This is a genomic window from Cupriavidus sp. 09_S30 (assembly GCF_056930435.1).
Genome location: NZ_JBXOWI010000001.1, coordinates 227,066 through 247,790 on the forward strand (window position 1 = coordinate 227,066; position 20,725 = coordinate 247,790).

The window sequence follows — 20,725 nt, forward strand, 5'->3', positions numbered from 1 at the left end:
CCCTGCGCCCGGCACCCCGGTGCCGGGCATCCGCCGGCGGCGGTGCCAGCGCGGCGCTCAGTGGGGCACTCAGGGCGCGATCAGGCTTGCCTTGAGCCGGCCCAGCAGCTTGAACAGCGCACGCCTGTCGGCGGCGCCCAAGCCGGCCAACATCTCCTCGATCCACTGCTCGTGCGCGCGCGCCATGCGCGAGAAGGCCGCGCGGCCGGCCGGCGTGAGCCGGATCAGGTAGGCGCGGCGGTCGCTGGGCAGCGCCTCGCGCGAGACCAGGCCTTCCTGCTGCAGCTGGTCGGTGATGCCGGTCACGTTGCCGCCGGTGACCATCATGCGGCGTGACAGCTCGCCCATCTTCAGGCCTTCGGGATGGCGGTCGAGCTGGGCCATCAGGTCGAAGCGCGGCAGCGTGCAGGCGAATTCCTGGCGCAGCCGGGAGCGGATGTCGCCCTCCAGCAGGTTGGTGCAGGTCAGCAGGCGCAGCCACAGGCGCAAGGCCTCATGGCCGCTGTCGTCGGCACGGGTTTCGAGGTCTAGCGGCGCCAGTTCTGCGCCCGCATCAACGGGGGAGGGGTTGGGCATCTCTTCAGGCAATCTTTGTGCTGCCGGCCGCCGCCTTCGGCGGCCGGTTATTTCATGCCTCAAGTATATATGCCCTGGCGTCTCAATCCACCTTGGCGCCGGAGTCCTTGACCACCTTGGCCCACTTGATGTGCTCCGCGCGGATAAAGGCGGCGAACTGCTCAGGCGTGTTGCCGACCGGTTCGGCGCCTTGTGCCTGCAGCTTCTCGCGCATGGCCGGCGCGGCCAGGGCCTTGGCCACTTCCTGCTGGATGCGCGCCACGATGTCGTGCGGCGTGCCGGCAGGGGCCAGCAGCCCGAACCATGAGCTGGCTTCGTAGGATGGCAGCTTGGCCAGTTCCGCCACCGTGCCGACCCCGGGCAGCGCGGCGGACGGCTTGGTGCTGGTCACCGCCAGCGCCTTCAGTTTGCCCGCCTTGATCAGGGCCATCGAGGAAGGCAGGTTATCGAACATCAGCTGCATGGTGCCGCCGGCCAGGTCGGTCAGCGCGGGGCCGCTGCCCTTGTAGGGGAAGTGCACCATATAGATATGCGTCTGCGTCTTGAAGAGCTCGCCCGCGAGGTGGATCGAGGTGCCATTGCCGCTAGACGCCATGTTCAGCTTGCCGGGATGGGCGCGCGCATAGGCGATCAGGTCATTGACCGTGCCGATCTGGTTCTGCTGGGCGAAGGCGGGGTTGACCACCAGCACGTTAGGCACGGCCGCCACCTCGGTGATCGGGGCGAAGTCCTTGATCGGGTCGAAGGGCAGCTTGCCATAGAGCGACTGGTTGATGCCATGCGTGCCGACCGTTCCCATCAGCAGCGTGTAGCCGTCGGGCGCGGCCTTGGCGACCATGTCGGTGCCGATATTGCCGCCGGCGCCGGGGCGGTTGTCCACCACAATGTTCCAGCCCGGCAGCTTGGACAGCTCGGCGGCCACCGCGCGCGCCAGGATGTCGGTAGTGCCGCCGGCCGGGAAGGGCACCACCAGCCGGATCGGCTTGGCGGGATAGGCGTCGGCGGCCGCGGCGCCGCTGGTCCAGGCAAAACCTGCGATCGAACCGAGCATCAGCACCAGAATGCTCCTGAGAATTCTGCGCATAAGTCTGTCTCCGGAATTCAGCCACTTCTGGCCGGGTTGGAAGGTGCAAGCATTGTAGGCAGGCCGCATCTGCCGCGCGGAGTGGGTGATGCCCTAGGTGCCAGGGCAGCCGCGGCCATGAAAAAAGGCACCCGAAGGTGCCTTTGCAAGGTACGACGGATGTTCTTGTTAGAACTTGTGGCGCAGGCCGAGAGCAACGCCGGTCATGTTGCTCGAGCCCGGAGCCGGCGTATAGCCGTTGGCGAAGCCGATGGTGGCGTTGTCCAGTCCCAGGCCCGCGTTCTTGGCGTAGGCGGCCATCACGTACACGTCGGTACGCTTGGACAGGTTGTAGTCGGCGACCGCCTGGATCTGCCACGGGTTGGCCGGCTTGACCGTGGTTGTCGGGTTCAGCGCCACGCTCTTCACGCGATCGTAGGTGTAGCCCAGGGTCAGGCCCAGCTGGGCGTTAGCCTGCCAGTTGACGCCAGCCCAGAAGTAGTCGTCGCGGTACGAAGTGAGCGGCGAGGCCAGGCCGGCTTGCGTCTGTGCGTGACCCCAGCGGTAGCCACCCATGACCTTGATGGCGCTGCCGAAGGTGTAGCTGGCGGCGACGGCTGCCTTGCGGATCGTGCCGGTCGCGCCGCCGGCGCCGTTCAGCGACGGGTTGAACTGGTCATAGGCCGCACCGACGCCGAACGGGCCGGCGATATACGAGGCACCCGCACCGTAGCCGGTATCGCGGCGGAACTGGCCCGGCACCTCGCCGGCGCCGAGTGCGCCGTTGCCGAAGGACCAGTGGCCCTCAGCGGTCACGGGGCCGAAGTTGCCGGTGTACTTGGCGGTATTGTCGGAGCGGAAGTTCAGGCCCAGCTGCTGCACCACCGGTTCCCACAGCGTGGCGTAGCCGGTCGGCGAGAAGTTGGCGAGAATATCGAAGATCGTGGTGTACTGGCGGCCCAGGGTCACCTTGCCGTAGGCATTGTTGTTCATGCCCACGAACGCTTGACGACCAAACAGGCGGTTGCCTTGCTGGCTGGCGCCGGTGCCGATGCCGAAACCGCTTTCCAGCACGAACAGCGCCTGGTTGCCGGCGCCGAGATCCTCAACGCCGCGCAGACCCCAACGCGAGCCGGACAGGCCGCCGCCGTTCGCAATACGGAACACATTGCCGGAGCCACCGCTCGGCGTCACCATATGGCTGGCGTACTCGATGGGTGCGTCCACCACGCCGTACAGGGTCACGCTCGACTGCGCCTGTGCCGCGCCGGCGCAAGCGCAGAGCGCCGCTGCCGCGATAAGCGATTTCTTCATGCTCGTTGATCTCCATTTAGAAATTATTGGTGTCATACGGCGAAACCTCCTGTTTCCTCTCCATCCGCCTGCACGACAAACTTCGCAAGAAGTTGCCAAGTAATGTAACAAACAACTTTCTGTTCACCATTAGGCCGCGCCCGGCCTTGTCTGCTTTTCACAACTCAGGGTTTTGGAGCACCGTATACGGCATCTCCCGGCCTGATGCGGCCTGGCGGCCAGGGGCCGTTCGGGCGCAAGGCGCTACAATGCGGGTAATCCCGAGGAATAGACGGACGCTCACGACGGCCGGGTTTCCCCCTCCCTGGTGGGGGGGCGGACCCATGGCAAGCGCAGAACGGATATGGACACCCTGATTCGAGAATTCGATGTCGCCCTGCGGGCGATCGCTGGTGCGACACGGGCCGCGCGCCCGAATCCCGCCGACGCACTGGCGCCGGACGATGCAGCGCTGCAGGAGGGCGAGCGCCGCCATGTGGCCGGCCTCATGCGCATCAATCACGTGGGCGAGGTCTGCGCCCAGGCCCTCTACCAGGCACAGAAGCTGACCGCGCGCACGCCCGAGGTGCGCGCGCAGATGGACACCGCAGCGCGCGAAGAGGAAGACCACCTCGCGTGGTGCGCCGACCGCCTGCGTGAACTCGGTTCGCGCCCGAGCCTGCTGAACCCGCTCTGGTATGCGGGCGCCTTCGCCATCGGCTGGGTGGCCGGGCGCGCCGGTGATCGGGTCAGCCTCGGCTTCGTTGCCGAGACTGAGCGCCAGGTCGAGCAGCACCTGAGCGGCCACCTGGAACAGTTGCCGGAGACTGACTCCCGCTCGCGCGTCATTCTCGAGCAGATGCGCGACGACGAGGTGCGCCATGGCGACGCGGCCCGCCTTGCCGGCGGCATGGATCTGCCGGCCCCGGTGCGTGCCGCCATGCGGTTCGCCTCGCGCGTGATGACTACCGCCGCCTACCGTCTCTGACCGTGCTGGAGCGGCCGGCCAGGCCGGTCCGCACAGGTCGCGCCGCCGGCGTCGAATGTAAAACGTTGTATCCTTCCACTCGGCCGGCGCGCATGGATTTTGCTGGCCGGCGGCAGTCCCTCCCTCTGTAGTTCTCAGGTGGTTTCTCTGCTTTCCTCCATAAGATCTTCATTTCATTAGGAATTCACTTTCGTGGTGCGTGAAGTGTGCGCGCTAAGTCATTGTTCTGATTCAGAAAAACGCGGTTTGCTGCGTCACAGCGAGCCTTGACCCGCTAAATCGCTTCCTCTAAAGTGGGAAATAGTGTGAGGAAGTGTATTTTTGTGTGAGGGAGCGAGGGGTTTGTGGGATCATTTTCCGCAGGCCGAAGCTGGAAGGTTCAGGGCAGGAGCCGGCGGTGACGCCGTCGGCAACAGTCGGGGGCGAGATTGTTTCAGGGAGCTTCGGCGCTGTCGCTGGATGCCAAGGGCCGGATGTCGATTCCGGCGCGGCATCGCGAAGCGCTGCAACAACAGGCCGAGGGCCGGGTAACGCTGACCAAGCACCCGGATGGCTGCCTGCTGCTCTTTCCTCGTCCCGAATGGGAAACCTTCCGTAGCAGGATTGCGGCGCTGCCGATGGATGCGCACTGGTGGAAGCGCATCTTTCTGGGCAACGCCGCCGACGTGGATATGGATGGCGCGGGCCGGGTGCTGATCGCCCCGGAGCTGCGCAGTGCCGCCATGCTCGACAAGGAAGTGATGCTGCTCGGCATGGGCAGCCACTTCGAAGTCTGGGATGCCGCGACCTACACCGCCAAGGAGCAGCAGGCGATGGCGCAGGGCATGCCGGACGCATTGAAGAACTTCTCTTTCTAATTAGGTCATGAGCCCAACCGTAACGCCGGGAACCACCGCCCTGCGCCATCGCACCGTACTGCTGGACGAGGCCGTCGAGGCCCTCGTCTGGCGTGCCGATGGCGTGTACGTGGACGGTACCTTCGGGCGCGGGGGGCATAGCCGGGCCGTGCTGGCCCGGCTCGGACCAGCCGGAGCCCTGGTCGCCTTCGACAAGGATCCGGCAGCAATCGCAGAAGCGGGCACCATCCAGGATGCCCGCTTCTCCATTGAGCACGCGAGCTTCGCGGAAATGGCCACGCGTATGGCGGGCCGTCCGCCCCTGGCCGGCGTGCTGCTCGACCTGGGCATCAGCTCACCGCAGATCGACGAGGCGTCACGGGGGTTCTCCTTTCGTTTCGAGGGGCCGCTGGACATGCGCATGGACACCACGCGCGGCATCACGGCTGCCGAGTGGCTGGCGCAGGCAGATGAGAAAGACATCGCGAGGGTGATACGAGACTATGGGGAAGAACGGTTTGCTGTACAGATTGCAAAGGCGATTGTTGCTCGCCGGCGCGAACCCGGCGATGGCGGACCCATCACCACTACTTCCGATCTTGCCGCGCTCGTGGCGAAAGCCGTCAAGACACGCGAGAAGGGTCAGGACCCTGCGACCCGCACCTTTCAAGCTCTACGGATTCACATCAATCAAGAGCTTGCGGACCTCGAAAGAGGTCTGAGCGCGGCCTATGACCTGCTGGAGGTAGGGGGGCGCCTGGTGGTGATCAGCTTTCACTCGCTGGAGGACCGCATCGTCAAGCGGTTCATGCAGGCGCACGCCCGCCCCCAGCAGGATGCTGACCCGGCGCTGCGCCGCGCACCGCTGCGCGCCGCCGACCTGCCGCAGCCCACGCTGCGTCTGCTCGGCCGCTACAAGCCGGGCCCCGAGGAGGTCGCGGCCAATCCGCGTGCGCGCTCGGCGGTGATGCGCGTGGCCGAAAAGCTGCCTGCGGCGGGAGCGCGCACGTGAACCGCCTGGCCTTCTTCCTGCTCGTGGCGCTGATGCTGTGCGCGCTGTCGCTGGTCAGCGCCCAGCACCAGGCGCGCACGCTCTTTGTCGCGCTCGAGCGGGCGCAGAGCGAGGAGAAGCAGCTCGACGTCGACTGGTCGCGCCTGCAGTACCAGCAGAGCGCGCTCAGCAAGAGCGCGCGGATCGCCGATGCCGCGCGCACCCAGCTCCAGATGTCGCCGGTCAGCCCGGGCCGCACTCAATACCTCTCTGGCATCGTGCTGGCGCCCGCCAGAACCGCGGCGGCCACACGCCCCGAGGCCGGCGCGGAGGCTCAGCCATGACCATGGCCCGGCCCGGCAATGGCATCGGGGGCGCCCGCGCCGAAGGCGCTGCCGCCCGCCCGCGTCCGCGCAGCGGCCAGTTCTCGGCCAGCCCGGTGCTCGGCTTGCGGCTGCCGATGTGGCGCTCCAAATTCGTCGTGTTCCTGATGTTCGCTGCCTTCGTGGCGCTGGCGGCGCGCGCGATGTGGATCCAGGGGCCGGGCAACCGGTTCTATGAGGCGCAGGGCAAGAAGCGCTTCCAGCGTACGCTGGAACTGCCGGCCACGCGCGGCAAGATCCTCGACCGCAACGGCCTGGTGCTCGCCACCAGCCTGCCGGTGCGCGCGATCTGGGCGGTGCCGGAGGACGTGCCCGACCAGGTCGAGCTGGACAAAATCCGGCGCCTGGCCAAGCTGCTCGGCATGTCCGAGAAGGAACTGAGCAAGAAGCTCTCCGAGGACAAGGGCTTCGTCTACCTGAAGCGCCAGGTGGAGCCCGACGTGGCGGAGAAGATCGCCGACCTGAAGATCGACGGCATCCACCAGACCCGCGAATACAAGCGCTTCTATCCCGAGGGCGAGGCGATGGCCCACGTGGTGGGCTTCACCAACGTCGAGGACAAGGGCCAGGAAGGCATTGAACTGTCGCAGGAGTCCGTGCTGGCGGGCAAGCCCGGCGCGCGCCAGGTGATCAAGGACCGGCTGGGCCGCGTGGTCGAGGACGTCGGCGTGCTGAAGGCACCGCGCGACGGCACTGACCTGCAGTTGTCGATCGACGCCAAGATCCAGTACCTGGCCTACAACGAGGTCAAGGCGGTGGTCGAGCGCAACAAGGCCAAGGCGGCCAGCGCGGTGGTGCTCGACGCCCAGACCGGTGAGGTGCTGGCGCTGGCCAACTGGCCTACCTACAACCCGAATGACCGCAGCCGCCTGTCCGGCGAGCAGCTGCGCAACCGCGTGCTGACCGACACCTTCGAGCCGGGCTCGATGATGAAGCCGGTCACCATCGCCCTGGCGCTGCAGCTCGGGCGCGTGACGCCTTCGACCGTGATCCAGACCACCGGCAAGTTCACCTACGAAGGCGCCACCATCACCGACACGCATAACTACGGGGCGCTGACCGTAGCCGGCGTGATCCAGAAGTCGAGCAACATCGGCACGATGAAGATCGCCATGCAGCTCAAGCCGCAGGAAATGTGGGACATGTTCACCAGCGTGGGCCTCGGCCAGGCGCCCAAGCTGGGCTTCCCCGGCGCGGTGGCGGGCCGGGTGCGGCCCTGGAAGAGCTGGCGGCCGATCGAGCAGGCCACCATGTCCTACGGCTACGGCCTGTCGGTCTCGCTGCTGCAGATGGCTCATGCCTACACCATCTTCGCCCATGACGGCGAGCTGATGCCGCTGTCCATCTTCCGCACCAGCGGCGCCGCCACCGGCGAGCGCGTGGTCTCGCCCGAGGTGGCGCGGCAGGTGCGCGCCATGCTGGAGACGGTGACGGCGCCTGGCGGCACCGCGCCACAGGCGCAGGTCATGGGCTACCGCGTCGGCGGCAAGACCGGCACGGCGTACAAGCACGTCGGCCGTGGCTATGACCGCAGCAAGTACCGCGCTTCCTTCGCCGGCCTGGCGCCGATGTCGAATCCGCGCGTGATCGTCGCGGTCAGCGTCGACGAGCCGACCGCGGGCAGCCACTACGGCGGCGCCGTGGCCGGCCCCGTCTTCTCCGCCATCACCGGGGGCGCGCTGCGCGCGCTGAACGTGCAGCCCGACTCGCCGGTCCAACAACTGGTGGTGAGCGACGGGGTGCAGGAAAGCGAGCCCTGGGGCGGAACCCAATGAGCGACAAGGCCATGCTTCCCATCGAACTTGCGGCTGAGGCCGATACTGCGCTGGCGTGGCTGCGCGCGCATGCGCCCGCCACGGCGAAGCTGAGCGGCGACACACGCCGGCTCGCCCAGGGCGACGTATTCTTCGCCTACGTGCTGGGCAACACGCGCCTGTCCACGGATGGGCGTCCCCATATCGCCCAGGCCATCGCCGCCGGCGCTTCGGCCGTGGTCTACGAGGCCGACGGCTTTGCCTGGCCGCATGGTGACGCCATCGCTCATCTCGGCATCCAGGGCCTGCACCGCCTGGCCGGCCCGATCGCCGCCGGCTGGTACGGCAACCCGACGCAGCCGCTCGCCGTGACGGGCATCACCGGTACCAACGGCAAGACCTCGTGCAGCCAGTGGCTGGCCCGTCTGCTGCAGGCAGCGGGCACGCCCTGCGCCGCCATCGGCACGCTGGGCACCGGCTTCCCCGATGCGCTGAAAATGACCGGCTTCACCACGCCCGACGCCGTGCAGCTGCAGGCCAGCCTGGCCGAGCTGCGCGCCGCCGGCGCGCGCGCGGTGGCCATGGAGGTGTCCTCGCACGGCCTGGAGCAGGGGCGGGTGGCGGGTACCCAGTTCGACGTGGCGGTGCTGACCAACCTGACCCAGGACCATCTCGACTACCACGGCAGCATGGCCGAATACGAGGCCGCCAAGACGCTGCTGTTCCAGTGGCCCGGCCTGCGCACCGCCGTGATCAACCGCGACGACGCCATGGGCCGCCGCCTGCTGGCGGCCGGTGGTGCGAAGATCTCGGCGCCGCAGGTGATCGAGTACGGTATCGACGGCCCGGCGGCGGCGAGCATCGCCGGTGCGCGCGGCCAGTGGCTGCGCGCCAGCGCGGTGCAGGCCACCACCGGCGGCACCAGTTTCCGCATCGACGGCAGCTTCGGCAGCGCCGAGGTGGTGACGCCGATGATCGGCGCCTTCAATGTCAGCAACCTGCTGGCCGTGCTGGGCGCCGCCCTGGCCAACGGCGTGGCCTGGGACGCCGCGCTGGCCGCATTGCGCGGGCTCGCGCCGGTGGACGGCCGCATGGAGTTGTTCGGCGGTCATGACGGGCCGCTGGCGGTGGTCGACTACGCCCACACGCCGGACGCGCTCGAGCAGACCCTGGCCGCGCTGCGCCCGGTGGCGCAGGCGCGCGGCGGGAGGCTGTGGTGCGTGTTCGGCTGCGGTGGCGACCGCGACCCGATCAAGCGCCCGCTGATGGGCGCGGTGGCCGAGCGCCTGGCCGACGAGGTGGTGCTGACCAGCGACAACCCTCGCAGCGAGGACCCGCAGGACATCCTGGAGGCCATCGCCGACGGCATGCAGGAGCGCACGCGCGCGCGCCAGATCGAAGACCGCGCCGCGGCCATTCTTTACGCCATCCGGCACGCCGGCACGGCCGATGTGGTGCTGGTGGCCGGCAAGGGTCACGAGGCCACGCAGGAAGTGCAGGGCCGCAAGCGGCCTTTTTCCGACCGGGAACATGTGCGCCTGACGCTGGGCGCGCGCGGAGTCTCGGCATGAGCAGCATGAACACCGGACACACCGAACAGATGACCACGATCGCCCAGGCGGCAGCCTGGATCGACGGCGCCGGCGTGCGCGGCGACGGCGCGCGCAGCTTTTCCCGTGTGCATACCGACAGCCGCACCGCGGCGCCGGGCGATCTCTTCGTCGCGCTCAAGGGCGAGCGCTTCGATGCGCACGATTTCCTGCCCGAGGTGGTGGCACGCGGCGTGGCCGCCGTGCTGGTCGCGCAGGAGACCGATGCCGGCGTGCCGGCCATCGTCGCGCCCGACACGCGGTTGGCACTGGGCCAGCTCGCTGCCGGCTGGCGACGCCAGTTCCAGCTGCCCACCGTGGCGGTGACCGGCAGCAACGGCAAGACCACCGTCAAGGAAATGATCGCGGCGATCTTCGCCGCGGCGGTCGGCACCGAGCAGCGCCTGGCAACCGGCGGCAACCTGAACAACGATATCGGCCTGCCGCTGACCGTGCTGCGCCTGCGTGCGGAGCACCGGCTGGCCGTGCTCGAACTGGGTATGAACCACCCGGGCGAGACCGTCTACCTGGCGGGCATCGCACAGGCCACGGTGGCGGTGATCACCAACGCCCAGCGCGAGCACCAGGAATTCATGGTCAACGTGGAAGCGGTGGCGCGTGAGCACGCCGCCGCCATTGCCGCGCTGCCGGCCGACGGCGTGGCGGTGATCCCGCACGACCCCGAGGGCGGCTGCGCGCATGCGGCGATCTGGCGCGAGGCCGCCGGCGCGCGCCGGGTGCTCAGCTTCGGCCTGGCGCCGGGCGCCGACGTGGGCGCGGACGTGACACTCGAAGACGGCGTGCAGTGCCTGCAGGTGCGCTCGCCGGCAGGCGGGTTCACGGCGCGCCTGCCGCTGCTCGGCGCGCACAACGTGCGCAATGCGCTGGCGGCGATCGCCTGCGCGCTGGCGGCGGGCGTTGCGGTGCCGGCCATCCAGCAGGGCCTGGCCGGCTTCAGCGCGGTCAAGGGCCGGCTGCAGGTCAAGCACGGCCAGCGTGGTGAGCTGGTGATCGACGACAGCTACAACGCCAACCCGGATTCCGTGCGGGCGGCGGTCGATGTGCTGGCGGGTTTCGCTGCCCCGCGCCTGCTGGTGCTGGGCGACATGGGCGAGGTGGGTGACCAGGGCATGCCCTTCCACGCGGAGATCGGTGCCTATGCGCACGAGCGCGGCATCGAGGCGCTGTGGGCGACGGGCGAACTGGCGACCCATGCGGTGCAGGCCTTCGGGCCGGGCGGCCGCCATTTCGCGCGCGCGGAAGACCTGGCGCAGGCGCTGGTGTCAGATCAACAAGGGACGGTGACGCGGGCAGCCGCGGTGCTGGTAAAGGGATCGCGCTTCATGCGCATGGAACGGATGGTGGATGCGCTGGTCGGATCACCCATCGCTCAGTGAGCCGCTGGATACCCCGGCGGTCTTCGAAAGGAATACGGAAACACGATGTTATTGGCTCTGGCCCAGTGGCTGCAAGACGACTACGGCTTCCTGCGGGTCTTCAACTACCTGACCTTCCGCGCGGTGATGGCCAACCTCACCGCGCTGGTGATCGGCCTCGCGCTCGGGCCGTGGGTGATCCGCAAGCTCACCGAGCTGAAGATCGGCCAGGCCGTGCGCACCATCGGCCCGCAGACCCACCTGGTCAAGGCCGGCACGCCCACCATGGGCGGGGTGCTGGTGCTGCTGTCCATCGCGATCTCGACCGTGCTGTGGTGCGACTGGGGCAACCGCTTCATCTGGGTGGTGATGCTGGTCACCCTGGGCTACGGCGCGATCGGCTGGGTCGACGACTACCGCAAGGTGGTCTACCGCGACCCGCGCGGCATGTCGAGCCGCGAGAAATTCTTCTGGCAGACGCTGATCGGGCTGGTGGCTGCCATCTACCTGGCCTTCTCGGTGTCGGAAAGCAGCAACGTACGGGTCTGGCAGTTGTTCCTCGGCTGGGTGGAGAGCGGAATGTCGCTGGACATGCCCTATAAGTCCAACCTGATCGTGCCCTTCTTCAAGGAAGTGAGCTACCCGCTCGGCGTGGCCGGCTTCATCGTGCTGACCTATCTGGTCATCGTCGGCTCCAGCAACGCGGTCAACCTGACCGACGGCCTCGACGGCCTGGTCATCATGCCGGTGGTGCTGGTCGGCAGCGCGCTCGGCGTGTTCGCCTACGTGATGGGCAGCGCGGTGTACAGCAAGTACCTGCTCTTCCCGCACATCCCCGGGGCAGGGGAGCTGCTGATCTTCTGTTCGGCGATGGCCGGGGCGGGCCTGGCCTTCCTCTGGTTCAACGCGCATCCGGCCCAGGTCTTCATGGGCGACGTGGGCGCGCTGGCGCTGGGCGGTGCCCTGGGCACGGTCGCCGTGATCGTGCGCCAGGAGATCGTGCTGTTCGTGATGGGCGGCATCTTCGTGGTGGAGACGCTGTCCGTGATGCTGCAGGTGACCTGGTTCAAGATCACCAAGCGGCGCTACGGCGAGGGCCGGCGGCTGTTCCGCATGGCACCGCTGCACCACCACTTTGAACTGAGCGGCTGGAAGGAAACGCAGGTCACCGTGCGCTTCTGGATCATCACCATGCTGCTGGTGCTGATCGGGCTGTCCACGCTGAAGCTGCGTTGAGCGCACGCTCGAACAGCGGTTATCGGATCCACAACAGGTAAGAAGGCAGGAATACAAAGTGTTTGGCGAGTTGCAACAACCTCATGTGCTGGTGCTGGGCCTTGGCGAATCGGGCCTGGCGATGGCGCGCTGGTGCGGCCGGCACGGCTGCGCCGTGCGCGTGGCCGACACGCGCGAGGCGCCCGCCAACCTTGTCTTCCTGCAGGCCGAGCTGATGACGGCCGAGTTCGTCGGCGGGGCCTTCAGCGAGGCGCTGCTCGACGGCATCGGGCTGGTGGCGATCAGTCCTGGCCTGTCGCCCAACGAGGGCGGCACCGCCGAGCTGCTGGCGGCGGCGCGCGCGCGCGGCATTCCGGTGTGGGGCGAGATCGAGCTGTTCGCCCGCGCCCTGGTGCAGCTGCAGGCCGACATCGGTTACGCGCCGCATGTGCTGGCCATCACCGGCACCAATGGCAAGACCACCACCACCGCGTTGACCGGCAGGCTGGCCGAGCGTGCTGGCAAGACCGTCGCCGTGGCCGGCAATATCAGCCCCTCGGCGCTGGACAAGCTGGCCGCCTGCATCGCCGCTGACGCGCTGCCCGAGGTCTGGGTGCTGGAACTGTCCAGCTTCCAGCTGGAAACCACGCACACGCTGTCGCCGCACGCCGCCACCGTGCTCAATGTGACGCAGGACCACCTGGATTGGCACGGCAGCATGGAGGCCTATGCCGCTGCCAAGGCCCGCATCTTCGGGCCGGCGGGCACCAGCGTGCAAGTGCTCAATCGCAATGACCGCCTGACCATGGCGATGGCCCGGCCCGCATCCGTGCCCGTCACCTTCGGCACCGACCTGCCCGAGGTACCCGGCAGCTTTGGCATTCTGCGCGAGGGCGGCATGCCCTGGCTGGTGCTGGCCGAGACCGACAGCGAGGCCGAGGCGGAAGCCAAGCCGCGCCGCCGCAAGGCCGCCGCGGGCGCTGCGCAAGAGGCGGTGCCGGTGCGGCACAAGCGCCTGATGCCTGCCGATGCGCTGCAGATCCGCGGCATGCACAACGCCACCAACGCCATGGCCGCGCTGGCGCTGTGCCGCGCCATCGACCTGCCCTTGAACGCACTGCTGCATGGCCTGCGCGAATACCGCGGCGAGCCGCACCGCGTCGAGCATGTGATGACGCTGGACGATGTCGAATACTTCGACGACAGCAAGGGCACCAATGTGGGCGCCACCGTCGCCGCGCTGTCCGGCCTGGACAAGCGCGTGGTGCTGATCGCCGGCGGTGAAGGCAAGGGCCAGGATTTCTCCCCGCTGGCCGCGCCCGTCGCGCAGTACGCGCGCGCCGTGGTGCTGATCGGCCGCGCTGCGGGCGAGCTGCGCGCGGCGCTGGAGGGCAGCGGCGCCGAGCTGGTCGACGCTGCCACGCTGGAAGAAGCGGTGAACCTGGCGTCGCAGCGGGCCCAGCGGGGTGATGCCGTGCTGCTGTCGCCCGCCTGTGCCAGCCTCGACATGTTCCGCAACTACGTCCACCGCGCCGAAGTGTTCCGCGCCGCGGTGGAAGAACTCGCGCTATCCCGGGGGATCATGCCATGAGCGACTCGCAGGTCAAGCGCAGCGGCTTCATCGGCGCCACCATCGGCAACGCCTGGGGTGGCCTGCGTGACGCGGTTTCCGGCGTCAAGCCGACCCGTTCGCGCATGATGGAATACGATCAGCCCCTGCTGTGGGTATCGATCGTGCTGCTCGCCTTCGGCCTGGTGATGGTCTACTCGGCATCGATCGCGCTGCCGGATGCGCCGCGCTATGCGAACTACGGCGAGGGCCATTTCCTGATGCGGCACGCGTTCGGGCTGTTGGTCGGCCTGTCCTGCGGCCTGGTCGCCTTCCAGATTCCGGTCAAGTTCTGGGACCGCTACGCGCCCAAGCTGTTCATTCTCGCGCTGGTGCTGCTGGTGGTGGTGCTGATCCCGCACGTCGGCAAGGGCGTGAACGGTGCGCGCCGCTGGATCCCGCTGGGCGTGATGAACTTCCAGCCGTCGGAACTGATGAAGCTGGCCGTGGTGCTCTACGCAGCCAACTACACCGTGCGCAAGCAGGAATGGATGCAGACGGTGTCCAAGGGCTTCCTGCCGATGGGCGTGGCCGTGGTGGTGGTGGGCATGCTGCTGCTGCTCGAGCCCGACATGGGCGCCTTCCTGGTGGTGGCCGCGGTGGCCATGGCCATCCTCTTCCTCGGCGGCATCAACGGCAAGCTGTTCGCCGGCCTGGTGGGCGTGGCCATCGGCGCCTTCGCGCTGCTGATCACGGCCTCGCCGTGGCGGCGCGAGCGGATCTTCGCCTACCTGAACCCGTGGGAGGAGAGCAATGCGCTGGGCAAGGCCTACCAGCTCACCCACTCGCTGATCGCCTTCGGCCGCGGCGAATGGAGCGGCGTCGGCCTGGGCGGCAGCATCGAGAAGCTGCACTACCTGCCCGAGGCGCACACCGACTTCATCCTCGCCGTGATCGGTGAGGAATTCGGCTTCATCGGCGTGCTGGTGATGATCGTGCTGTTCTACTGGCTGGTGCGCCGCGCCTTCGGTATCGGCCGCACCGCGCTGCAGCTCGACCGCACCTTCGCCGGCCTGGTGGCCAAGGGCATCGGCGTGTGGGTCGGCTGGCAGACCTTCATCAATATGGGCGTGAACCTGGGCCTGCTGCCCACCAAGGGCCTGACGCTGCCGCTGGTGAGCTATGGCGGCTCGGGCATCCTGATGAACTGCGTGGCGCTGGCGATCCTGTTGCGGATTGACTATGAGAATCGTGTGCTGATGCGTGGAGGGAAGGTATGAGCGCGGCGCATCGCACCCTGCTAGTCATGGCCGGTGGCACCGGGGGGCACGTGTTCCCCGGGTTGGCGGTCGCGCGCGCGCTGCGTGAACAGGGCTGGCGGGTGGTCTGGCTGGGCAACCGCACCGGCATGGAAGCCACCCTGGTGCCGAAGTACGACATCCCGATGGAGTTCATCCAGTTCGGCGGCCTGCGCGGCAAGGGTCTGATGACCAAGCTGCTGCTGCCGCTGAACCTGCTGCGCGCCTTCTGGCAGAGCCTGGGCGCGCTGCGCCGCGTGCGCCCCGACGTGGTGCTGGGCATGGGCGGCTATATCACCTTCCCGGCCGGCATGATGGCGGTGCTGGTCGGCCGGCCGCTGGTGCTCCACGAGCAGAATTCCATCGCCGGCCTGGCCAACAAGGTGCTGGCCAAGGTGGCCGACCGCGTGCTGTGCGCCTTCCCCGATGCGCTGCCCGATGCCGAATGGACCGGCAACCCCGTGCGCGCCGAGGTGGCCGGCCTGCCGGCGCCCGAGTCGCGCTACGACGGGCGCAGCGGTCCGCTGCGGGTGCTGGTGGTGGGCGGCAGCCTGGGCGCGGCCGCGCTGAACGAGGTGGTGCCCAAGGCGCTGGCCCTGATGCCGCAGGCCGAGCGGCCGCGCGTCATGCACCAGGCCGGCGCCAAGCAGATCGATACCCTGCGCGCGAACTACGCAGCCGCCGGCGTCGAGGCCGAGGCGGTGCCCTTCATCGATGACATGGCGCGCGCCTACGCAGAAGCCGACCTGGTGATCTGCCGCTCGGGCGCGATGACGGTCTCGGAGGTGGCGGCAGCCGGCGTGGCGGCACTGTTCGTGCCGTTCCCGCATGCGGTGGACGACCATCAGACCACCAATGCCGAGTTCCTGTCGCGTCAGGGCGCGGCGCTGCTGGTGCAGCAACACGAATTGGGGCCGGAGGGACTGGCGCGCACGCTCGCCGGCCTGCAGCGGCCGCAATTGAAAGAGATGGCGCGCCTGGCGCGCGGCCTGGCCAAGCCGGATGCGACCCGGCGCGTGGCCGAGGTCTGCGCCGGCATGGCCAAGCCTTGAAAGCTACGTATTTATGAAGCATATCGTCAAAAACATTCACTTCGTAGGCATCGGCGGCGCCGGCATGAGCGGCATCGCCGAGGTCCTGCTGAACCTGGGCTACAAGGTCTCGGGCTCCGACCTGGGCAGCAATGCCGCCACGCAACGGCTGAGCTCGCTCGGCGCCAAGGTCATGCACGGCCACGACGCAGCCTACGTCAACGGCGCCAATGCCGTGGTGATCTCCACGGCCGTCGGCGACGACAATCCCGAGGTGCTGGCCGCGCGCGCCAAGCGCATCCCGGTGGTGCCACGTGCCGTCATGCTGGCCGAACTGATGCGCCTGAAGCAGGGCGTGGCCATCGCCGGCACCCACGGCAAGACCACCACCACCAGCCTGGTGGCCTCGGTGCTGGCCGAGGGCGGGCTGGACCCGACCTTCGTCATCGGCGGCCGGCTGAATTCGGCCGGCGCCAATGCGCGCCTGGGCACCGGCGACTTCTTCGTGGCCGAGGCGGACGAGTCCGACGCCTCCTTCCTGAACCTGTTCCCGGTGATGGATGTCATCACCAATATCGACGCCGACCACATGGCCACCTACGGCCATGACTTCGCGCGCCTGAAGCAGGCCTTCATCGAATTCACGCAGCGCCTGCCCTTCTACGGCATTGCCGTGCTGTGCGTGGATGACCCGAACGTGCGCGAGATCCTGCCCTTCGTGTCCAAGCCCATCGTGCGCTACGGCTTCGCCGAGGACGCCCAGGTGCGGGCAGTCAATGCACGCGCGGTCGACGGGCAGATGCATTTCACCGTGCTGCGCCAGCTCAACGGCCACGCCGAGCCGCCGCTGGACGTGGTGCTGAACCTGCCGGGCCTGCACAATGTGCAGAACGCCCTGGCGGCGATCGCCATCGCCACCGAGCTGGAGGTGCCCGACGCCGCCATCGTCAAGGCGCTGCGCGAGTTCCACGGCGTCGGCCGCCGCTTCCAGCGCTATGGCGAGGTGGCCACGGCCGACGGCGAGGGTACCTTCACCCTGGTCGACGACTACGGCCACCATCCGGTCGAGATGGCGGCGACGCTGGCCGCTGCGCGCGGTGCCTTCCCCGGGCGCCGCCTGGTACTGGCCTTCCAGCCGCACCGCTATACGCGCACGCGCGATTGCTTCGAAGACTTCGTCAAGGTGCTGGGCAACGTCGACGCGCTGCTGCTGGCCGAGGTCTATGCCGCGGGCGAGGCGCCCATCGTTGCCGCCGACGGCCGCGCCCTGACGCGCGCGCTGCGCGTGGCAGGCAAAGTCGAGCCCGTCTTTGTCGAGCACATCGACGAGATGCCGGCCGCCATCCTCGCCGCGGCGCGTCCCGGCGATGTCGTCATTACCATGGGCGCCGGCTCGATCGGCGCCGTTCCCGGCCAGGTGGTGTCGCACCAGCTGCCGGCAGGAGGTCAGGCATGAGCTTCGTCGCCCATCCCAATATCGATCCGAAGTCGCTGGGCAAGGTCGGCGTGCTGTTCGGCGGCCGTTCGGCCGAGCGCGAGATCTCCCTGATGTCGGGCGGCGGCGTGCTGGCGGCGCTGCAGGCGCGCGGCGTCGACGCGCACGGCTTCGACCCGGCTACGCAGAATATCGCCGAGCTGGCCGCGGCCGGGTTCGACCGCGTCTTTATCGCGCTGCATGGCCGCTACGGCGAGGACGGCACGATGCAGGGCCTGCTCGAGCAGCTCGGCATTCCCTACACGGGCAGCGGCGTGCTGGCCTCGGCGCTGGCCATGGACAAGCAGGCGACCAAGCGCTTGTGGATGACGCATGACCTGCCGACGCCGCGCTTCGCCATGCTGCATGCTGGCAGCGATTTCGCCGCCGTCGCGGCCGATCTGGGCCTGCCACTGATCGTCAAGCCGGCGCGCGAGGGTTCGTCGATCGGCCTGAGCAAGGTGACCGACGCCGCCCAGATGCGCGAGGCCTACGAGAAAGCCGCGGCGCTGGATCGCGATGTCATCGCCGAGACCTTCATCGACGGTGCGGAGCTGACCTGCCCGATCGTCGGAGAAGGGGAGGGCGCCGCCGCGCTGCCGGTGATCCGCATCGTTGCACCTGGCGCGAACTACGACTATCAAAATAAGTACTTTACTGACGATACCCAATACCTGTGCCCATCGGGTTTGCCGGCCGAGGTCGAGCGCGAGGTGCAGGCCCTGGCCGTGCAGGCCTACCGCGTGCTGGGCTGCCGCGGCTGGGCGCGGGCGGACGTGATGCTGCGCGCCGACGGCAAGCCTTTCCTGCTGGAGATGAATACCTCGCCCGGCATGACCGGCCATTCGCTGGTGCCGATGGCGGCGCGCGCGGTGGGCATCAGCTATGAGGATTTCGTGATGCAGGTGGTGGCGACCGCGGCGCTGGACCTGCACCCCAACGAACACTGGAAACCCGAGTAAGGCGGGGGAGCCCGCACCGGACCGACAGCCGGAAGACGAACGAAATAGGCGAAGCAACTGAACCGACCAACCGAAGCACTGACAAACACTGGCTAGACCGATACCCGACATGTGGCACAACGCACGCCTGCTCAACCTGATTGCCTCCGCGCTCTATGCGCTGGTGGCGCTGATGGCGCTCGCGGCCGGCCTGCTCTGGCTGGCGCAGCGGCCGGTGTTCGGCATCACCCATGTCGAGCTGACGGCCATGGACGGCGCGGTGCTTCGCCACGTCAACGCGCCCAGCGTGCGCACCAATGCGCTGGGCAAGTTGAGCGGCAATTTCTTCACGCTGGACCTGAACGCGGCGCGCCAGGCCTTCGAGGCGGTGCCCTGGGTGCGCCGCGCCAGCGTGCGGCGCGAATGGCCGAATGGCCTGGCGGTCGAGGTCGAGGAGCACGAGGCGCTCGGCACCTGGGATGGCGCCGACAGCGGCCGGCTGATCAACACCTATGGCGAAGTCTTCGTCGCCAACACGGCGGAAGCCGAGGAGGACGCCCAGCTGCTGGCCCTGGAGGGCCCCTCCGCAAGCGAAGAGGACGTGGTGGAAAAGCTCGAGGTGATGCGCGAATGGTTCAAGCCGCTGCAGGTCGAGCCGCTGGCGGTTTCGCTGTCCGGGCGCTATGCCTGGCGCGCCAAACTGTCCAACGGCATGGTCGTCGAGCTGGGCCGTGAACAGAACGACGAGGACCGGGCCGCCATGGACCAGCGTGTCAGGCGCTTCGTGGCAGCATGGCCGGAAGTGACCAAGCAGTGGGGCAAGCAGATCGAATACGCGGACCTGCGTTATCCGAACGGCTTTGCCATCCGCGCCGCCAACATCCGCTTCCTGACCGATGCCCAGGCAGCGGCTGCAGCAAAAGCCAAGGCATCCCCGGCTAAACCAAGCAATAACAATACGACGCGACTGAAGAGCAAGAACGCGGAGAAATCGCGATGAGCAAGGAATACAAGGACCTCCTGGTCGGTCTCGACATCGGCACCTCGAAGGTGGCGGCGGTGGTCGCGGAATTGCGCCCCGACGGCAGCTACGAAGTCATCGGGATGGGCCAGTCCGAGTCAAAGGGTCTGAAGAAAGGGGTAGTGGTCAATATCGAGGCCACGGTGCAGTCCATCCAGCGCGCGCTGGAAGAGGCCGAACTGATGGCCGACTGCAAGATATCCGAGGTCTTTACCGGCATTGCCGGCAGCCATATCCGCAGCTTCAACTCCAGCGGCATGGTGGCGATCAAGGACAAGGAGGTCACCCAGACCGATGTGGCGCGCGTGATAGAGACCGCGAAGGCGGTCAATATCCCGACCGACCAGCAGATCCTGCACATCCTGACGCAGGAATTCATCATCGACGGCCAGGAGGACGTGCGCGAGCCCATCGGCATGAGCGGCATCCGCCTGGAAGTGAAGGTGCATATCGTCACCGGCGCGGTCAGCGCGGCGCAGAACATCGTCAAGTGCGTGCGCCGCTGCGGCCTGGAGGTGCACGACCTGATCCTGCAGCCGCTGGCTTCCAGCCTGGCGGTGCTGACCGAGGACGAGAAGGAGCTGGGCGTGGTGCTGGTCGACATCGGCGGCGGCACCACCGACATCGCCATCTTCAGCGAAGGCGCGATCCGGCATACGGCGGTGATTCCCATCGCCGGCGACCAGATCACCAACGACATCGCCATGGCGCTGCGCACGCCGACGCCGGACGCCGAGGACGTCAAGATCCAGTACGGCATCGCCAAGCAGGCCATCGCCGATCCGGAGGACATGATCGAGGTGCCGGGCGTGGGCGACCGCGGCACGCGCACGCTGTCGCGCCAGGCGTTGGCGGCCGTGATCGAGCCGCGCATCGAGGAACTGTTTTCGCTGGTGCACCAGGTGGTGCGCGAGTCGGGCTATGAGGAGATCCTTTCCTCGGGCGTGGTGATCACCGGCGGCACGGCGATGATGCCGGGCATGGTGGAGCTGGGCGAGGACATCTTCCTCAAGCCGGTCCGCGTGGGCGTGCCCGAGTACCGCGGCAACCTGCACGAGGTGGTGAAGAGCCCGCGCTACTCGACCGTGATGGGCCTGCTGCTGGAAGGCCGGGTGCAGCGCATGCGCGGGCGCAAGGTCGCCGTGCAGAGCGGCTCGGTCAAGCAGGTGTGGGGCCGCATGAAGGATTGGTTCGTCGGCAACTTCTGAGCGCGGAGGCCGTGCCCCCGGCACGGCCGCCAAGCGCGGGCCGGATGGAATTTTGCAGGGCAGAGGGTTTTCTTAATCGTTGGTTTCTTGTTCAGGAACCAAGGGCTGCGGCGGGGAGGCTGCAGCGTTTGGGGACTGA

18 protein-coding genes are annotated in these 20,725 nt (G+C 67.9%); 15 read left to right on the plus strand and 3 right to left on the minus strand.

Translation table 11 applies throughout. The features are described 5' to 3' along the window. Positions 1–69: 69 nt before the first annotated feature. From AC1Z3O_RS01140 to AC1Z3O_RS01150, 3 genes are all read right to left on the minus strand, one after another. Positions 70–576 (minus strand): MarR family winged helix-turn-helix transcriptional regulator, encoded by a 507-nt coding sequence (locus tag AC1Z3O_RS01140; RefSeq protein WP_483512865.1) that lies wholly within the window; start codon positions 574–576, stop codon positions 70–72. 82 nt (positions 577–658) lie between these two features. After that, the gene (locus AC1Z3O_RS01145) at positions 659–1,627 is read right to left on the minus strand and encodes a tripartite tricarboxylate transporter substrate binding protein (protein ID WP_483517487.1); all 969 of its coding nucleotides are present in this window, start codon (positions 1,625–1,627) and stop codon (positions 659–661) included. A 201-nt stretch (positions 1,628–1,828) separates the two neighbouring features. After that, positions 1,829–2,953, minus strand: coding sequence for a porin (locus tag AC1Z3O_RS01150; protein ID WP_483512866.1), 1,125 nt, complete (start codon positions 2,951–2,953; stop codon positions 1,829–1,831). Positions 2,954–3,296: 343 nt separating this feature from the next. Here AC1Z3O_RS01150 and coq7 point away from each other — a divergent pair, with 343 nt between their 5' ends. From coq7 to ftsA, 15 genes are all read left to right on the plus strand, one after another. Continuing rightward, complete coding sequence (gene coq7, locus AC1Z3O_RS01155; protein WP_483512867.1) at positions 3,297–3,920, plus strand: 2-polyprenyl-3-methyl-6-methoxy-1,4-benzoquinone monooxygenase; 624 nt, start codon at positions 3,297–3,299, stop codon at positions 3,918–3,920. Positions 3,921–4,348: 428 nt separating this feature from the next. Further along, the gene (mraZ, locus tag AC1Z3O_RS01160; RefSeq protein ID WP_483512868.1) at positions 4,349–4,777 is read left to right on the plus strand and encodes a division/cell wall cluster transcriptional repressor MraZ; all 429 of its coding nucleotides are present in this window, start codon (positions 4,349–4,351) and stop codon (positions 4,775–4,777) included. A 7-nt stretch (positions 4,778–4,784) separates the two neighbouring features. After that, positions 4,785–5,768 (plus strand): 16S rRNA (cytosine(1402)-N(4))-methyltransferase RsmH, encoded by a 984-nt coding sequence (gene rsmH / locus AC1Z3O_RS01165; protein ID WP_483512869.1) that lies wholly within the window; start codon positions 4,785–4,787, stop codon positions 5,766–5,768. Continuing rightward, the gene (gene ftsL, locus AC1Z3O_RS01170) at positions 5,765–6,091 is read left to right on the plus strand and encodes a cell division protein FtsL (RefSeq protein WP_483512870.1); all 327 of its coding nucleotides are present in this window, start codon (positions 5,765–5,767) and stop codon (positions 6,089–6,091) included. Before rsmH ends, ftsL begins: the two co-directional genes overlap by 4 nt. After that, on the plus strand, positions 6,088–7,905 hold the full coding sequence (locus tag AC1Z3O_RS01175) for a peptidoglycan D,D-transpeptidase FtsI family protein (RefSeq protein ID WP_483512871.1): 1,818 nt from the start codon (positions 6,088–6,090) through the stop codon (positions 7,903–7,905). Before ftsL ends, AC1Z3O_RS01175 begins: the two co-directional genes overlap by 4 nt. Continuing rightward, positions 7,902–9,455: a UDP-N-acetylmuramoyl-L-alanyl-D-glutamate--2,6-diaminopimelate ligase gene (locus tag AC1Z3O_RS01180; RefSeq protein ID WP_483512872.1), complete on the plus strand. Its 1,554-nt coding sequence runs from the start codon at positions 7,902–7,904 to the stop codon at positions 9,453–9,455. Before AC1Z3O_RS01175 ends, AC1Z3O_RS01180 begins: the two co-directional genes overlap by 4 nt. Continuing rightward, positions 9,452–10,870, plus strand: coding sequence for a UDP-N-acetylmuramoyl-tripeptide--D-alanyl-D-alanine ligase (locus AC1Z3O_RS01185; protein ID WP_483512873.1), 1,419 nt, complete (start codon positions 9,452–9,454; stop codon positions 10,868–10,870). Before AC1Z3O_RS01180 ends, AC1Z3O_RS01185 begins: the two co-directional genes overlap by 4 nt. A gap of 45 nt (positions 10,871–10,915) precedes the next feature. Then, positions 10,916–12,085, plus strand: coding sequence for a phospho-N-acetylmuramoyl-pentapeptide-transferase (gene mraY / locus AC1Z3O_RS01190; RefSeq protein ID WP_483512874.1), 1,170 nt, complete (start codon positions 10,916–10,918; stop codon positions 12,083–12,085). A gap of 58 nt (positions 12,086–12,143) precedes the next feature. Beyond that, on the plus strand, positions 12,144–13,655 hold the full coding sequence (gene murD, locus AC1Z3O_RS01195; protein ID WP_483512875.1) for a UDP-N-acetylmuramoyl-L-alanine--D-glutamate ligase: 1,512 nt from the start codon (positions 12,144–12,146) through the stop codon (positions 13,653–13,655). Further along, positions 13,652–14,893, plus strand: a complete 1,242-nt coding sequence (ftsW, locus tag AC1Z3O_RS01200) for a putative lipid II flippase FtsW (RefSeq protein ID WP_483512876.1) — start codon at positions 13,652–13,654, stop codon at positions 14,891–14,893. Before murD ends, ftsW begins: the two co-directional genes overlap by 4 nt. Then, on the plus strand, positions 14,890–15,963 hold the full coding sequence (murG, locus tag AC1Z3O_RS01205; RefSeq protein WP_483512877.1) for an undecaprenyldiphospho-muramoylpentapeptide beta-N-acetylglucosaminyltransferase: 1,074 nt from the start codon (positions 14,890–14,892) through the stop codon (positions 15,961–15,963). The genes ftsW and murG overlap by 4 nt, the downstream gene beginning before the upstream one ends. Before the next feature lie 13 nt (positions 15,964–15,976). After that, the gene (gene murC / locus AC1Z3O_RS01210; RefSeq protein ID WP_483512878.1) at positions 15,977–17,398 is read left to right on the plus strand and encodes a UDP-N-acetylmuramate--L-alanine ligase; all 1,422 of its coding nucleotides are present in this window, start codon (positions 15,977–15,979) and stop codon (positions 17,396–17,398) included. Continuing rightward, positions 17,395–18,378, plus strand: coding sequence for a D-alanine--D-alanine ligase (locus AC1Z3O_RS01215; protein WP_483512879.1), 984 nt, complete (start codon positions 17,395–17,397; stop codon positions 18,376–18,378). Before murC ends, AC1Z3O_RS01215 begins: the two co-directional genes overlap by 4 nt. Positions 18,379–18,487: 109 nt before the next feature. Beyond that, a complete protein-coding gene (locus AC1Z3O_RS01220; protein ID WP_483512880.1) occupies positions 18,488–19,357 on the plus strand; it encodes a cell division protein FtsQ/DivIB in 870 nt (289 codons plus the stop codon). Next, positions 19,354–20,586, plus strand: coding sequence for a cell division protein FtsA (ftsA, locus tag AC1Z3O_RS01225; protein WP_483512881.1), 1,233 nt, complete (start codon positions 19,354–19,356; stop codon positions 20,584–20,586). Before AC1Z3O_RS01220 ends, ftsA begins: the two co-directional genes overlap by 4 nt. Positions 20,587–20,725 lie beyond the last annotated feature (139 nt).